Genomic DNA, 14167 nt, shown 5'->3' with positions numbered 1-14167 from the left:
GGTGCCGTCGGCGACGGCACCTGCCGTCAGCCGCCGCGTCCGCTCCGCGCCGTACTCCGCCCGCGCCGTGGACCTGTCCGCGGCCGAGGTCGGGTCGGCCCCGGTCCCACCGCCGGCAGGGCGGCCGGTGCGGTGGCGGACGTACCCCTGAGCCGCCTCGCCGACCGGCGCGGCGCGCGCGGCACGGCCGCCGCGCCGGCGCCGCCGACGGGGTTCGCGGCCGCCGTCTTCCCCACCGTCCGCGGCCTGCCCGCGTTCGTCCTCGCCACCGTGCCGTACGCCCGCTGCCGGTGCGGGCCGGGCGCGGCCCGGCAGGCGCTGCCGGTCGCCCCGGTCGCCGGGCGGGAGCGCACCCGCGTCCGCGCGTATCCGCAGTCCACCGGAAACGCCGGACCCGCCGCCGCCCCCCGCCGCCGCGGGGCCTGGAACCATGGCGGCATGGACGAAGAGGTGATCCCCATCCTCCGCGTGGGCGACGTGGCGGCAGCGGTCGGCTGGTACGAACGGCTGGGCTTCACCCGGCAGTGGGAACACCGCTTCGAACCGGGCTTCCCGGCCTTCGCCGAGGTCGCGCGCGGGCGCGTACGGCTGTTCCTGTCGGAGCACACCGGCGACGCGCGCCCGGGCACGCTGGTGTACCTCCGTGTGAAGGACGTGGATGCCGTCGCCGCCGAGTTCGGGGCCCAGGTGACCCGGGCCCCCTGGGCGCGGGAGGTCGAACTGCGCGATCCCGACGGCAACCGTCTGAGGGTGGGCACACCGACGGAGTGACCGCGCGTTGTGCGGCTCGGGAGCCGATCGGAGCGCGTCGTTCCGGATCGCCGTGACGAAGGCGGACCAGCCGGCGTTCGGGAAGATCGGCGCGGGCCCCGGGAGCCTTGCTGTCGCGGACGGGTATGACGCCCAGGAAGCCGTCGGCCACCTCGGCACACGCTCCCCCTCGCCGTCGCCGTAGGGCGACTTGCGCCAGGCAGCGGTGCCTGGGCCGTGGTCGGTGCTCATGGTGTCCTGTAGTCCTTCGCGACCGATTCGGCGGGCGAGCGGCGTCGACGCGGCGGCCTCACCCGTCCGCGCTTCCCGGTCCGGACGCAACGACGCTGCTGGGCCGGTCCCCCTGCCGGACGGTCACCGTGCGGCACCGTGACCGGGGTCCACCACGCCGACGCCTACTTCGCGGCCTTCGCCGAGGTCGCCCGTCACCACAAGGCCTCCCGTGCCGACGAGTACTCCCGTTGACGCCGTCCTGCTGGACGGCCTTCTGCGTACCGCTGTCGTCGAGGACGTCGCCGAGTTCGTGGTGGGTGCCGTCATCGCCGGTGCGGACGGCAGGGTACGGCAGGGTCCTGCTGCTGCGCCGCTCTGCGGACGACTGCCTGGGCGGGCTGCGGGAGCTGCCCGGCGGCGGTGTCGACGACGGCGAGGGCCTCACCGAGGCGCTGTGCCGTGAGGTCGGGGAGGAGACCGGACTGGAGGTCACCGCCGTCGGCGCCCACCTCGGCCGCTTCGACCACCCGTCGAGAAGCGGCAGGCCGACCCGGCGGTTCACCTTCACCGCCACTGTTGCCGACGGGACGGCCGTCACGCTCGCCGAGCACGACGAGTGTCCGTGGGCCGACCGCGAGCAGCAGGAGGGGACCAGCAGTGCCGTCCGGGGCGTCCTGGCCGTCTGGCGGAACCGAGCCGCCGCCTGAGTCCCCATCCGCCGGGGCCCGCCGGTGAAGGACGGGGCGGGGAAAGCGCCGGACGTGCTCTCGAGCGAGGTCGGGAGCATGGCGCGAAGCCGCTGCCGGCGCCGGTGGGGGCCCGTTGGGGGATGTGGTGGGGAGCCCGAAGTCGGGCGCGTCGTCCGGCGGTTCACTTCGTCCAACCCCTTGACCGGGGACAGTCCGCCGTTAAGGTCTAGACCTGAACGCCTAAGGTCTAGACCTTAGGTCGGCCTCTGCCCTCGTCCCGCGGCGCTGTCCGTGCGAGGGCGCGGTGCGTGGACGGCGACACCTCTCGTGGCATCCGGTGTGTCCACGCTCCCGCGCCGCCCGGCGGGGCGGCGCGACCGGTACGGCGTGCGCGCCGTACCCCACCCGGTCGCGTCGGGCTCCCGGGTGGCGGCCTCGACGACACCGAAGAAAGTGGAATGGCATGAACACGAAAAAGCGAGTGGCCCTTGCGCTCGGCGCGATGGTCGCCCCCCTGCTCGCCGTCAGCCTTCCGGCGGGCACGGCCAACGCCCACGGCTGGGTGACCGACCCCGGCAGCCGCCAGGACCAGTGCGCCGAGGGCGTCGTCGACTGCGGCCAGATCTCGTACGAGCCGCAGAGCGTCGAGGGACCGAAGGGGCTCAAGAGCTGCAGCGGCGGCAACGAGCAGTTCGCCGAGCTCGACGACGACAGGAAGGCCTGGCGGGTCACGCCGGTCGGCTCCTCGCACACCTTCACCTGGAGCCTGACGGCACGCCACGCCACCGACACCTGGCAGTACTTCATCGGCGACCGGAAGATCGCCGAGTTCGACGGCAAGCGTGCGCAGCCGCCCTCGCAGGTCAGCCACCAGGTGAACTTCGGCGGCCTCACCGGCCGCCAGAAGGTGCTCGCCGTGTGGAACGTGGCGGACACCGCCAACGCCTTCTACGCCTGCATCGACGTCAACATCGGCGGTACGGGCGGCGGCGACGGCGGCGGTGACGGCGGTGGCGACGGCGAGCCGGGCGCCTGCGCCTCGCCGAGCTGGGGTGCCGGGAACGTGTACACCGGCGGCAGCACCGTCACCCACGACGGACACACCTGGCGCGCCAAGTGGTGGACGCAGGGCGAGGAGCCCGGCACCACCGGCGAGTGGGGCGTCTGGCAGGACCTCGGAGCCTGCGCGACCGCGTGATCGTGTGACCGCGGCCGGGCCGGCGCGCACCCGCAGGGGCGTGCGCCGGCCCTTTTCCGCTCCCTGCCACGCGTGCGCCGCGCACGCCGTCAGCCGATGACGTGCCCGGGGACGCGCAGTCGGATCTCCTGGCGGCCCTCGCGGGTGACCGCCGGGCCGAACTCGTCCCGTTCCGGACGGCCTCCGGCCTCCGGCCTCCGGCCTCGCAGGCGTGCCAGGCGGCCTCCGTCCGGTCCCACAGGATGGGTCGGGCCGTGCCGCCGGACCTCGAACGGGCCGCCGCCGTCCCCGCCGCCCTCGTCGGCGTACGTCATGGCGATGTCCGGCGGACGGGCGAACGCCCGGACGCGGAAGCCCGGTTCGGTGACCCGGGCCGGTTTCAGGCCGGTGGTGGAGCGGCGGCCGGTGAACGTCCCCCGCGCCCGGCGCGGGCCGACGGGGCCGCCCGCGCCGGCCGGGTGCGCGTCCCGTGCCGTCAGGCGAGCAGATCGCCCCAGACGACGTCGTCCTCGGCGACCAGCAGGACGGAGCCGTCCGCCGCGTGCCACTCCGAGACGTTGCTCAACCGCCGCCTGCCGCGCCGGATGCGGGGCGGGCCGGACCTCACCAGCGCGGCCGTCTCCTCACGGTCCAGCCACCGGAAGCCGCAGCCGCCGCCGCAGCCGCACGGATCCCAGACGACGAGGGCCCCGGAGGCCGCCGCCGCATGGGCGCGCCCGGCGGAGACGGAGGGGCGGGCCAGCGCGTAGACACGCCCCTGCGCGTCCGTCATCGTCCCGTCGCGCCGGAGGCCGGGGCCGGCGGGAGCGGCCGGCTCGGAGGAGGCGGCCTCGTCCGCGAGTTCGCGCTCCACCGCCCGCACCATGTCGGCGAAGGACTGCCGCCGCTGTCGTCTGCCCATGCCCATGCCCATGCCCCGAGTCTTCCCGGTCGCACGCGCCCGGCGCATCCGGACAACAGGAGCCGTACGGCTTCCCGGCTCGGGCCCGGCCCGGCCCGGTCCCGTGGGGGAGCCGGCCGACTCGTCGACGCGGGAGCGCCGGTTCCAGGCGACCCCGGACGGCTGCCGCGGGGGACGTCCGCCCGGCCCCCGCCCGCTCCGGCGGCGGTCTGTCGCCGCGGCGGCGGTTCCCCCATCATGGGGCCACCGCCGCACAACTCCACCGCGCCCCCCACCGGGAGGAAACGTGAGACGTCCGTCCGCACTCACCGCCCTGCTCGCCGCGCTGGCCACCCTCGCCGCCGTGCTCCTGGCCGCCCCCGCCGCCTCCGCGGAGCCGATCGCCGTGCGCGGCGGGGACACGCTGTACCGCGGCGACGGCGCCCGCTGCACGCTGGCCTTCAACACCCGCCGGGGAGACGGCCACTACGGCGTCATCGCGGGACACTGCGGTGGCGCGGGCACCACCTGGTACGTGGACGCGGCGCGGACCGTGCCGCTCGGCACCACCGTCGCCAGCAGCTTCCCCGGGAACGACTACGGTGTCATCCACTACACCAACACCGCTCTGTCCTACCCCGGCGAGGTGAGCGCGGGCGGTGCCGCCCGGGACATCACCGGGGCCGCCGCTCCCCGGATCGGGCAGTCCGTCTGCCACGTCGGCGGGGCCGGCGGGCTGCGCTGCGGCAGCGTCACCGCGGTCAACGTCACGGTCAACTACGGCGGCGGGTCCGTCCTGTACGGCCTGTTCAGGTCGAACGCCTGCCACGAACCGGGCGACATCGGCGGACCGGCCTTCTCGGGCACCACGGCCCTCGGCGTGATCGTGCTCGGCTCCGGAAGCTGCGCCTCCGGCGGCGTCACGCTCTACCAGCCGATCACCGAGGTCCTGCAGGCCCACGGGCTGAGCCTGTACTGACGGCCCGCCGCCCGGGAGGTCCGCTCGGCCGGGCCCTCCGACGCCGCCGCCGGGAGGAGCGCGGTGCGGAGCGGGACGCGTCGCGAACACCGTGGCGAACACCGTCGCGGACGGCGACCGCCCCGGCCGGGCGCACCCCGGTGCGCCGGGCCGGCGGCCGGCGGGCCCGCCGCCCGCGGGAGCGGGGCCGGGCGCGTACCGCGTCCCGGACGGCTCGGCTGTCGGTGTGACATGGGAATATGCCGGGCCATGGACCTGTCCTCGCTCGTCGCACGGCTCGCACCTCCACCCCCGTCGGACGGCGGTGACCGGCCCGCCGCGCCCGCGCCCGTCCCCGTGGACTGGGACGCGGTCGAGGGCTGGCTGGGACTGCGGCTGCCCGCCGACTACAAGGCGCTGGTCTCCGCCCGCGGGCCGCTGGACATCGGCGGGCACCTGTGGCTGCACGCGCCGTGCGCGCGGGAGGACCGGTTCGACTACGGGGACTGGCTGTGGGAGACCCACCGCGAGTGCCGCATCTCCTCCCGCCGGGTCCTGCGGCGTGAGCCCCCGCCGTTCCACCCCGCGCCCGGCGGGCTGCTCGCCTGGGGCGAGACGCGAGGGGGCGTCCGGCTGTTCTGGGACACCGGGGCGTGCGGCGACCCCGACCGGTGGCCGGTGATCGTGTTCGACGGGGAAGCCGCCCGCGGCGGCACCGCCCCGTGGCACGCCTGGGGGACGACGCTGACGGAGACCGTGCCGGCCCTGCTCGGCGCCGGGCTTCCGCTGCCCGGCGGCAGGACGCTCGGGCCGCTGCCGCCCACCGCGCGCCGTCCCGCCTTCCTGGCCGGCGCCGGTCCCTGGGCACCGCCCGGACCCGAGCCGGAACCGGAGCCGGAGAGGGCGCCCGGGGCGGTGCGGCGCGCCGCACCGGCCGGGGGCGGCGGGCTGGAGGCGCTGAGCCTGCTCGTGGCGCCGCCGCGGGCCCCGTACCTCGGCGGCGGCACCTGGGAGCGGCTCTTCGAGGAGCTGGGCACCCGGCTGCCCGGCGAGTACGTGGCGCTGATGGAGCGCTACGGCGCCGGGCGCTGGGGGAACCGGCTGGGCTTCCTCCCCCCGCTGCGGACCGCCGGGGGCGGCTTCGCCCACCTCGTGCGGCAGGCGGACGACGCCCACCGCGGACCGCGGGCGGGGCTGCCCGGGGCCCGGCCGCCCGCCGTGTGGCCGGAGCCCGGCGGCTTCCTGCCCTTCGCGGTCTTCGACGACGGCGACCGGCTGGGCTGGCTGACCCGGGGCGAACCGGACGACTGGCCGCTGGCCGTCTGGCGCCGCCGCACCGGGCAGGACCCGCCCCTGCCCGGCGGGCTGGCGGACACGCTGCTGGAGTGGCTGCGCGGCGGCCTCCGGCAGGGCGGGCCGGACGGGCCGGACGGGCTGCCCGGGGGCGGCGGCCCGCTGGAGTCCGCCGTGTTCACGCCGTGGGGCGACGGGACGCACCGGTGAGCCGCGCCCCCGCGCCCTCCGCGCGGCCCTACGGCGTACGCGCGTGCCCGCGGGCCCTGCGCAGCGCCGCCAGGAACGTCTCGGCGGGCTGGGCGCCGGAGAGCGCGAAGGTCCGGTCGAGGACGAAGAAGGGCACGCCGGTGACGCCCAGCCCGCGGGCCTCGCGGACGTCCTCCTCGACCTCCCGCGCGTAGGCGTCGCCGGTCACCACCCGGCGCACCTCGTCCTCGGGCAGTCCGGTCTCGACGCCGAGGCGGACGAGCGTGTCGGGGTCGTCGAGCACCTGGGCCTCGACCAGCTGGGCCCGCAGCAGCCGCTCGTGGGCCCGGTCGCCGAGGCCGTACTCCTTCGCCAGGTGCGTCAGCCGGTGGGCGTCGACGGTGTCGACCATCGTGGAGTGCTCCAGGTCGTAGACCAGGCCCTCCCGGGCGGCCAGCTCCGTGACCCGGGCGTTCATCGCGCGCACCTGCTCGGGGGAGGCGCCGGTCTTCCGCGCCAGCATCTCCGGGACCGGCTGCCGCGTCCCCTTGGGGAAGGAGGGGTCGAGCCGGAAGCTGCGCCAGACGACCTCGACCTCGCCGGCGTGCTCGAAGCCGGCCAGGGCGCGCTCCAGGCGCCGCTTGCCGATGTAGCACCAGGGGCAGACGACGTCCGACCAGACCTCGACCCGCACGGTTCCCGTCCCGCTCACAGCGCGCACACCCCGTCCGCGCACCCCGGAGCGTCCCCGTCGCCGAGGACGACCAGACCGGGCGGGCCGGGCGGGCCGGGCGCCCCCGCCGTGCCGGCGGCCCGCTCGCCCGCCTCCGCCTCGGGGGGGACCGGCGCCTCCTGGGGCAGGGACACGCTCATCGACGACCTCGCTCACTCGTTGTCCGTTCCGGGCGCGCACGGCGCGCGATCGGTGAACCCGTCCGCCCGCTTCTGCATTCCCGGCCGGCGCGCCCGGGCGCGGTCACCGTGCGCGAACCCCGCATCACCGCTATGAGCTGCGCTTCCGTGGGTATCCGAGGCGCGGCGGTGCCGTTCGGCACCGCAGCGCGGCGGAAGGGCGGAAAGTACGGTGACGATCGGCGATGCCGTGTTCGCGTGGCTGGGGGTGGGAGCGCTGGCGGCGGCCGTGCTGCCCCGCGTGGTGGCCGGACGGCGGCCGCTGTCGCTGCCCCTGGTCTTCCTCCTCTGCGGCATCGGCGTGTACCTGCTGCCGCTGCCGCTGCCCGCGGTCGATCCGGTGGACGACCGGCTGCTCGCGGAGCACGCGACCGAGATCTGCGTGATCATCTCGCTGATGGGCGCCGGGCTCGCCCTCAACCGGCCCGTCGGGCTGCGCCGCTGGGGCGCGACCTGGCGGCTGCTGGGCGTGACGATGCCGCTGACCGTGGTGTCCACCGCCCTGGTGGCGTGGTGGCTGCTGGACTGGCCGCCGGCCGCCGCGCTGCTGCTGGCCGCCGTCCTCGCGCCGACCGACCCGGTGCTCGCCTCGGAGGTGCAGGTGGGCGAGCCCACCGAGGACGAGCACGACGAGGACGAGGTGAGGTTCGCCCTCACCAGCGAGGCCGGTCTGAACGACGGGCTCGCCTTCCCCCTGACGTACGCGGCCGTGGCGCTGGCCGCCGCCGCGGGCGCCGGGTGGTCGGCCGACTGGGTCGGCTCGTGGGCGCTGGAGGACCTCGCGTACAAGTGCGTGGTCGGCGTGCTGGGCGGACTGCTGGTCGGCCGGCTGCTCGGCTGGCTGTTCTTCCGCACGCGCTCGAAGGTGCTGCGCCTGTCCCACCACCGGGAGGGCTTCGTCGCGCTGGGCGCCACCTTCCTGTCGTACGGGGTGACCGAGCTCGCCGGCGGCTACGGCTTCCTCGCCGTGTTCACCACCGCCTGCGCGATCCGGGCGGCCGAGCGCGCCCACGGCTACCACAACGTGCTGCACGACTTCGTGGAGCAGGTCGAGCGCCTGTTCACCGCGGTGCTGCTGTTCCTGCTGGGCGCCTTCGTCGCGCTGGGGGGCCTGGCGCCGCTGACGTGGCGGGGAGTCGCCGCCGCGCTGGTGGTGCTGCTGGTCCTGCGGCCGGTGTGGGGCTGGGTGGGGCTGCTGGGCAGCCGCATGGAACACCGGGAGCGCTGGGTGGTCGCGGGCTACGGCATCCGGGGCATCGGCTCGCTGTACTACCTCGCCTACGCGCTGGGCGAGCACGACTTCCCCGTGCCGGAGCAGGAGCTGTGGGCGGTGGTGACGTTCACCGTGCTGGCCTCGGTGGTGCTGCACGGCGTGACGGCGGGGCCGGTGATCGACCGGCTCGACCGGCTGCGGGGCGCCGAGGGAGCCGGGGCGAGGGAGGAGCCCGGAGCGCGGGAGGGGCCCGGGTAGGAACCCGCGGGGCGCCGGCGCTCCGGGCGCCGGCCCGGTCAGCGGCGCCCCAGCAGCAGCTCGGTGTTGCGGTCGCCCGGCTCGCCGGCCAGGGTCGTGTTGCGGCTCGGGGCATTGAAGGCCAGCTCGCGGTAGAGCGAGGCCAGGCCGGTGCGGGAGAGGTCGCCGGGATCGGTGGCGTACGGGGCCGAGGACTCGACGCAGGTGGTGAAGAGGGAGAGGGTGCCGTCTCGGTTGTCCGTCAGCTCGATGACGCGGGCGAGCTGCGGGTAGTCCACGTGCGAGGCGGTGGTGACCTCCCAGAAGCCGCCGTGCGGCACGATCCTGTTGCGGTGGCTGTGCCCGTTGATCCAGGCGGCCACGGTGCCGTGCCGTTCGAGCAGCGCCGTCAGCTCGGCGCCGCCGGCGGTGATGGAGTCGCTGTAGTGGTGGCTGAAGACCAGGACGTGGTCGTCGCCGTGGCGGGCCAGCTCGCGGTCCAGCCAGCGCAGCTGGGCGGCGCCGATGTGGCCCCGGTAGTCGCCGTCCGGGTCGGTGGTGTCCAGGCTGATGCCGAGCACGCCGTCGGCGATGCGGAAGGAGTAGTACAGCCGCCCCTCGTCGAGGGCGGACCGGGTGTAGCCGTGGCCCACCGGACCGGGGCCGGTGTGCGCCGGGTCCAGGTGCGCGGCGGCGTACTCGCGGGAGGTGAGGGGCGCGCGGGAGGGGTCGGGGGTGACGGTGCGCATCCGCCGGGAGTGGGCGCGCAGCAGCTCCCTCAGGCCCTCCCCCCGGGCGTCCCGGCCCTTGCGCACCGATCTGTGCAGCGCGAGGGCCTCGGCCTCGGGCAGCTCGTACAGCTTCCGCTCCCCGACGGCCAGTTCGGCGAAGTGCGCGCCGTTCGCGAAGTGGCCGCCGTAGAGGTTGTCGTGGTTGCCGACGGTGGAGTACCAGGGGACGGTCAGACCGGGGCTGGTGAGCTGCCGGAGCGCGGCGTCGAGGAAGCCGTCGAGGCGGGGGAGGCCGTGCCGGAGCCGGTCGGCGTCCTCCACCTCGCCCCCCGGGTGCCAGTACAGCGGCAGCCCGGAGTTCTGCACCCCCTCGTAGCGCAGCGGGTCGCCGGTGTTGGGGGTGAGGCGTCCGCCGCTCATCGCGGTGAGGAACCACTCCACCTCGGCGCGGCAGTTGTTGTCGGTGTTGTCCCCGGTGGTCATCGCGAAGCCGAGCGGCGCGCCGGTGGCCGGGCCGCCGCGCAGCGAGTTGATCCGCTCCACCAGCGAGACCAGGCCGTGCACCGACAGCGCCTCGTGCGGACGCCAGGCGCCGGGGACCCCCGAGCGCAGGTACTCGAAGCGCAGCGGGTGCTGCACGTCCGTGATGTGGGTGTCGGTGAGGTGGACGAAGGAGGCCAGGGTCGTGCGCCGGTCCTCACGCGCCCCGCCGGCGGCGGCCAGGTCCTCCCGTACGACCCGCTCCCAGCCGCGCCCCTCGCCCAGCCGCCGGTAGCCGGCGACGCCGCGCGGCGCGGCGACGCTCTCCAGCGTGGTCCCCTCCGGCGAGGGGACCGGCGGCGGCGCGGGAGCGGGGGAGGCGGGGGCGGACGGCGGGGCCGCCGTGGGCGCGGCGGCCCCGGCCGGCTCCCCGCCCCCGCCGAAGGCCGCCCCCGCACCGGCGGCGACCGCGGCGGCCCCGGCGGCGGTGAGCAGGGTGCGGCGGTCCAGGGCCCGGCGGGCTGCGGAGCGGTGGGTGGCGGAGTGGTGGGCGGGCTGGCTGCGGCGGGACATGGGCGTCTCTCCCCGGATGCGAACGCGGCGCCTTGGAGCGGGGCGTTCCCCCGCCCACCGGGATCGTCGGCACCCGCGGTGACCCGCGCTCCAACGGCGTGGAAACGTCCGGCGCCGAACAGCGCTCATGGATCACCCGGGGGCGCGTCCGCCACGTCCCGCTCGCCGCGCGTTCACCGGGGAGGCCGGGAGTTCACCTCCCGGCCTCCCCGGACCTCCCGGCTCACCGCTCCGGGGCCGCCTCCGGTTCCGGGCCGCTCCGCGCGGCGGCGAACGCGGAGAGGGCCTCGGCGATGTGCGCCTCGGAGGCCGCCTTGCCGATGCCGAGACCGGTGAGCGGGCCGTCGCCGTCCTCCAGTTCCAGCAGCGCCAGCAGGATGTGCTCGGTCCCGACGTAGTTGTGGCCCAGCCGCAGCGCCTCGCGGAAGGTGAGTTCCAGGGCCTTCTTCGCCCGCGCGTCGAAGGGGACGAGTTCGGGCGCCTGCCCGGCCGCGGGCGGCAGCGCCGCGGTGAGGGCCTCCCGGACGGTCTCCGGCGCCACGCCCTGCGCGGCGACCGCCCGCGCGGCGAGCCCGTCCGGCTCGCTCAGCAGTCCCAGGCCCAGGTGCTCGGGCCGGATCTCGCCGTGGCCCGCCGCCTGGGCCTCGTTCTGCGCCGCCACCACGACGTTCCTGGCCCGCGGCGTGAACCGGCCGAACCCCTGGGAGGGGTCGACGGCCGAGGCGGCGCCGGTGTCCTTGGGGACGAAGCGCTTCTGCGCCGCCTGCCGGGTGATGCCCATGCTCCTGCCGATGTCGGTCCAGGAGGCGCCGGAGCGCCGGGCCTGGTCCACGAAGTGGCCGATCAGGTGGTCGGCCACCTCGCCGAGGTGCTCCGCGGTGAGGACCGCGGTGGACAGCTGCCGGAGGACGTCGGAGTCGGTCTTCTTGATGCCCTCGATCAGGTCGTCGAGGCGGACGGCGCCCGTGAGGGGGGTCGGATTCTCCATGTGTCAACCGTAGGTTGACAGCGGTGGATCGTCAACCTCGGGTTGACGATGGGCCGGCGATCCCCGGCCGTCCGCCCCCGGGGTCCGCGCGCCTCGGACCGGAAGCGGCCGTACCCCCGCGCCGCCCCGCAACGCCGCAGGTACCGGCGGGAAAAGGCCGTCACGTCCACGGGGGCGGGCGTGCGAGGATGGCCGGACGAACGGACACACGAAGGAGATGACGCAGGTGCCTGGTACGAACCTCACGCGCGAAGAGGCGCGGGAGCGGGCCCGTCTGCTCGAGGTGGACTCGTACGAGATCGAGCTCGACCTCTCCGGCGCGCAGGAGGGAGGGACCTTCCGCTCGGCCACCACGGTGAGGTTCGACGCGCGCGAGGCCGGTGAGAGCTTCATCGACCTGGTGGCGCCCACCGTGCACGAGGTCGTCCTCAACGGCGAGCCCCTCGACCCCGCCGAGGTCTTCGCCGACTCGCGGATCGCCCTGCCCGGCCTCGTCGCCGGGCGCAACGAGCTGCGCGTCGTCGCCGACTGCGCGTACACCAACACCGGGGAGGGCCTGCACCGCTTCGTCGATCCGGTGGACCGGCAGGCGTACCTCTACACGCAGTTCGAGGTGCCCGACGCCCGCCGGGTCTTCGCCAGCTTCGAGCAGCCCGACCTGAAGGCGACCTTCGCCTTCACCGTCACCGCCCCCGCGGGCTGGACGGTGATCTCCAACTCGCCGACGCCCGAGCCGCGGGACGACGTCTGGCGGTTCGAGCCCACCCCGCGCATCTCCTCCTACATCACCGCGCTGATCGCCGGCCCGTACCACTCGGTGCACAGCAGCTGGGAGGACGGCAGGGGCCGCAGCGTGCCGCTGGGCGTCTACTGCCGCCCCTCGCTGGCCGAGCACCTGGACGCGGACGCGATCTTCGAGGTCACCCGGCAGGGCTTCGACTGGTTCGAGGAGAGGTTCGACCACCCCTACCCGTTCGCCAAGTACGACCAGCTCTTCGTCCCGGAGTTCAACGCGGGCGCGATGGAGAACGCGGGCGCCGTCACCATCCGCGACCAGTACGTCTTCCGCTCCAAGGTGACGGACGCCGCCTACGAGGTGCGGGCCGAGACGATCCTGCACGAGCTGGCCCACATGTGGTTCGGCGACCTGGTCACCATGGAGTGGTGGAACGACCTGTGGCTGAACGAGTCGTTCGCCACCTACACCTCCATCGCCTGCCAGGCCGCCGCCCCCGGCAGCCGCTGGCCGCACGCGTGGACCACCTTCGCCAACTCCATGAAGACCTGGGCCTACCGCCAGGACCAGCTCCCCTCCACGCACCCGATCATGGCCGAGATCCGGGACCTGGACGACGTCCTGGTCAACTTCGACGGCATCACCTACGCCAAGGGCGCCTCCGTCCTCAAGCAGCTGGTGGCCTACGTCGGCGAGGACGCCTTCTTCAGCGGCGTGCAGACGTACTTCAAGCGGCACGCCTGGGGCAACACCCGGCTGACCGACCTGCTCACCGCGCTGGAGGAGACCTCCGGCCGCGACCTGAAGACCTGGTCGGCGGCGTGGCTGGAGACCGCGGGCATCAACGTCCTGCGCCCCGAGATCGAGGTGGACGAGGACGGGACGATCACCTCCTTCGCCGTGCGCCAGGAGGCCCCGGCCCTGCCCGCCGGCGCCAAGGGCGAGCCCGTGCTGCGCCCGCACCGCATCGCCGTCGGCTCCTACGAGCTCGACGGGGGGAAGCTGGTGCGCACCGGCCGGATCGAGCTGGACGTGGACGGCGAGCGCACCGAGGTGCCCGAACTGGCCGGGACCCGCCGCCCGGCGGTGATCCTGCTCAACGACGACGACCTGTCGTACGCCAAGGTCCGGCTCGACGAGCGGTCGCTGGCCACCGTCACCCAGCACCTGGGCGACTTCACCGAGTCGCTGCCGCGCGCCCTGTGCTGGGCCTCGGCCTGGGACATGACCCGTGACGGCGAGATGGCCACCCGCGACTACCTGGAGCTGGTGCTCTCCGGCATCGGCAAGGAGTCCGACATCGGCGTAGTCCAGTCCCTCCAGCGGCAGGTCAAGCTGGCCCTCGACCTGTACGCGGCCCCGAGCTGGCGCGAGACGGGCCTGCTGCGCTGGTCCGAGGCGGCGCTGGAGCGGCTGCGCACGGCCGAGCCCGGCAGCGACCACCAGCTCGCCTGGGCGCGGGCGCTGGCCGCCACCGCCCGCACCGACGAGCAGCTCGGCCTGATCGCCGGCCTGCTGGACGGCAGCGAGGAGATCGAGGGCCTGGCGGTGGACACCGAGCTGCGCTGGACGCTGCTCCACCGGCTCGCGGCCACCGGACGCGCCGACGAGGCGGCCATCGCGGCCGAGCTGGAGCGCGACCGCACCTCGGCCGGCGAGCGCCACGCCGCGGCGGCGCGGGCGGCGCGGCCGACGGAGGAGGCCAAGGCCGAGGCGTGGGCCTCGGTCGTGGAGTCCGACGAACTGCCCAACGCCATGCAGGAGTCGGTCATCGGCGGCTTCGTCCAGACCGACCAGCGCGAGCTGCTCGCCCCGTACACCGCCAGGTACTTCGACGCGCTCAAGGGCGTGTGGGAGTCGCGCAGCCACGAGATGGCGCAGCAGATCGCCGTCGGGCTCTACCCGGCCCTCCAGGTCTCCGAGGAGACCCTGCGGGCCACGGACGCCTGGCTGGAGTCGGCCGAGCCCAGCGCGGCCCTGCGCCGCCTGGTGACCGAGTCGCGCGCGGGGGTCGAGCGCGCCCTGAAGGCGCGGGCGGCGGACGCGGCGGCGGCCGTCTGACGGTCCGGGAGCCCCGGGGAGGGGGCGGCGCCCGCGCCGGAAGCG

Annotated in this window: 13 protein-coding genes; 7 read left to right on the top strand and 6 right to left on the bottom strand. The window is 75.5% G+C overall.

Going from position 1 to position 14167, the window contains the following annotated elements:
* Positions 1-438 precede the first annotated feature (438 nt).
* From QC029_RS29060 to QC029_RS29050, 3 genes are all read left to right on the top strand, one after another.
* Positions 439-771: a glyoxalase superfamily protein gene (locus QC029_RS29060; RefSeq protein WP_279558820.1), complete on the top strand. Its 333-nt coding sequence runs from the start codon at positions 439-441 to the stop codon at positions 769-771.
* 545 nt (positions 772-1316) lie between these two features.
* A complete protein-coding gene (locus QC029_RS29055; protein WP_279558819.1) occupies positions 1317-1691 on the top strand; it encodes an NUDIX domain-containing protein in 375 nt (124 codons plus the stop codon).
* 445 nt (positions 1692-2136) lie between these two features.
* Positions 2137-2871, top strand: a complete 735-nt coding sequence (locus QC029_RS29050; RefSeq protein WP_279558818.1) for a lytic polysaccharide monooxygenase — start codon at positions 2137-2139, stop codon at positions 2869-2871.
* Positions 2872-2960: 89 nt separating this feature from the next.
* On the opposite strand, the gene QC029_RS29045 is transcribed toward QC029_RS29050, so the two are convergent.
* Together QC029_RS29045 and QC029_RS29040 are read right to left on the bottom strand one after the other, a co-directional pair.
* On the bottom strand, positions 2961-3185 hold the full coding sequence (locus QC029_RS29045; protein ID WP_279558817.1) for a hypothetical protein: 225 nt from the start codon (positions 3183-3185) through the stop codon (positions 2961-2963).
* Between the two features lie 161 nt (positions 3186-3346).
* Positions 3347-3784, bottom strand: coding sequence for a hypothetical protein (locus QC029_RS29040; protein ID WP_279558816.1), 438 nt, complete (start codon positions 3782-3784; stop codon positions 3347-3349).
* 274 nt (positions 3785-4058) lie between these two features.
* Between QC029_RS29040 and QC029_RS29035 the strand changes: the two genes are divergently transcribed.
* Positions 4059-4730: a S1 family peptidase gene (locus tag QC029_RS29035; RefSeq protein ID WP_279558815.1), complete on the top strand. Its 672-nt coding sequence runs from the start codon at positions 4059-4061 to the stop codon at positions 4728-4730.
* A 249-nt stretch (positions 4731-4979) separates the two neighbouring features.
* Positions 4980-6212: a hypothetical protein gene (locus QC029_RS29030; RefSeq protein WP_279558814.1), complete on the top strand. Its 1233-nt coding sequence runs from the start codon at positions 4980-4982 to the stop codon at positions 6210-6212.
* 28 nt (positions 6213-6240) lie between these two features.
* Here QC029_RS29030 and QC029_RS29025 read toward each other — a convergent pair whose 3' ends face one another.
* Both QC029_RS29025 and QC029_RS29020 read right to left on the bottom strand, forming a co-directional pair.
* Positions 6241-6903 (bottom strand): DsbA family oxidoreductase, encoded by a 663-nt coding sequence (locus QC029_RS29025; RefSeq protein ID WP_279558813.1) that lies wholly within the window; start codon positions 6901-6903, stop codon positions 6241-6243.
* Positions 6900-7064, bottom strand: a complete 165-nt coding sequence (locus QC029_RS29020; RefSeq protein WP_279558812.1) for a hypothetical protein — start codon at positions 7062-7064, stop codon at positions 6900-6902. The genes QC029_RS29025 and QC029_RS29020 overlap by 4 nt, the downstream gene beginning before the upstream one ends.
* Before the next feature lie 211 nt (positions 7065-7275).
* On the opposite strand from QC029_RS29020, the gene QC029_RS29015 reads away from it, so the two are divergent.
* Positions 7276-8574, top strand: coding sequence for a cation:proton antiporter (locus QC029_RS29015; protein ID WP_279558811.1), 1299 nt, complete (start codon positions 7276-7278; stop codon positions 8572-8574).
* Between the two features lie 38 nt (positions 8575-8612).
* Here the strand turns inward: QC029_RS29015 and QC029_RS29010 are convergent, their stop codons facing one another.
* Both QC029_RS29010 and QC029_RS29005 read right to left on the bottom strand, forming a co-directional pair.
* Complete coding sequence (locus tag QC029_RS29010) at positions 8613-10337, bottom strand: TIGR03767 family metallophosphoesterase (RefSeq protein ID WP_279558810.1); 1725 nt, start codon at positions 10335-10337, stop codon at positions 8613-8615.
* Positions 10338-10560: 223 nt separating this feature from the next.
* Positions 10561-11325, bottom strand: a complete 765-nt coding sequence (locus tag QC029_RS29005) for a Clp protease N-terminal domain-containing protein (protein WP_279558809.1) — start codon at positions 11323-11325, stop codon at positions 10561-10563.
* Positions 11326-11551: 226 nt separating this feature from the next.
* On the opposite strand from QC029_RS29005, the gene pepN reads away from it, so the two are divergent.
* Entirely contained in the window at positions 11552-14122 is a 2571-nt protein-coding gene (pepN, locus tag QC029_RS29000; RefSeq protein ID WP_279558808.1) for an aminopeptidase N, read from the top strand.
* Positions 14123-14167 lie beyond the last annotated feature (45 nt).

This window comes from Streptomyces sp. DH37 (assembly GCF_029813835.1).
Classification (GTDB): Bacteria; Actinomycetota; Actinomycetes; order Streptomycetales; family Streptomycetaceae; genus Streptomyces.
This window is presented reverse-complemented; position numbering and strand designations above follow the sequence as displayed.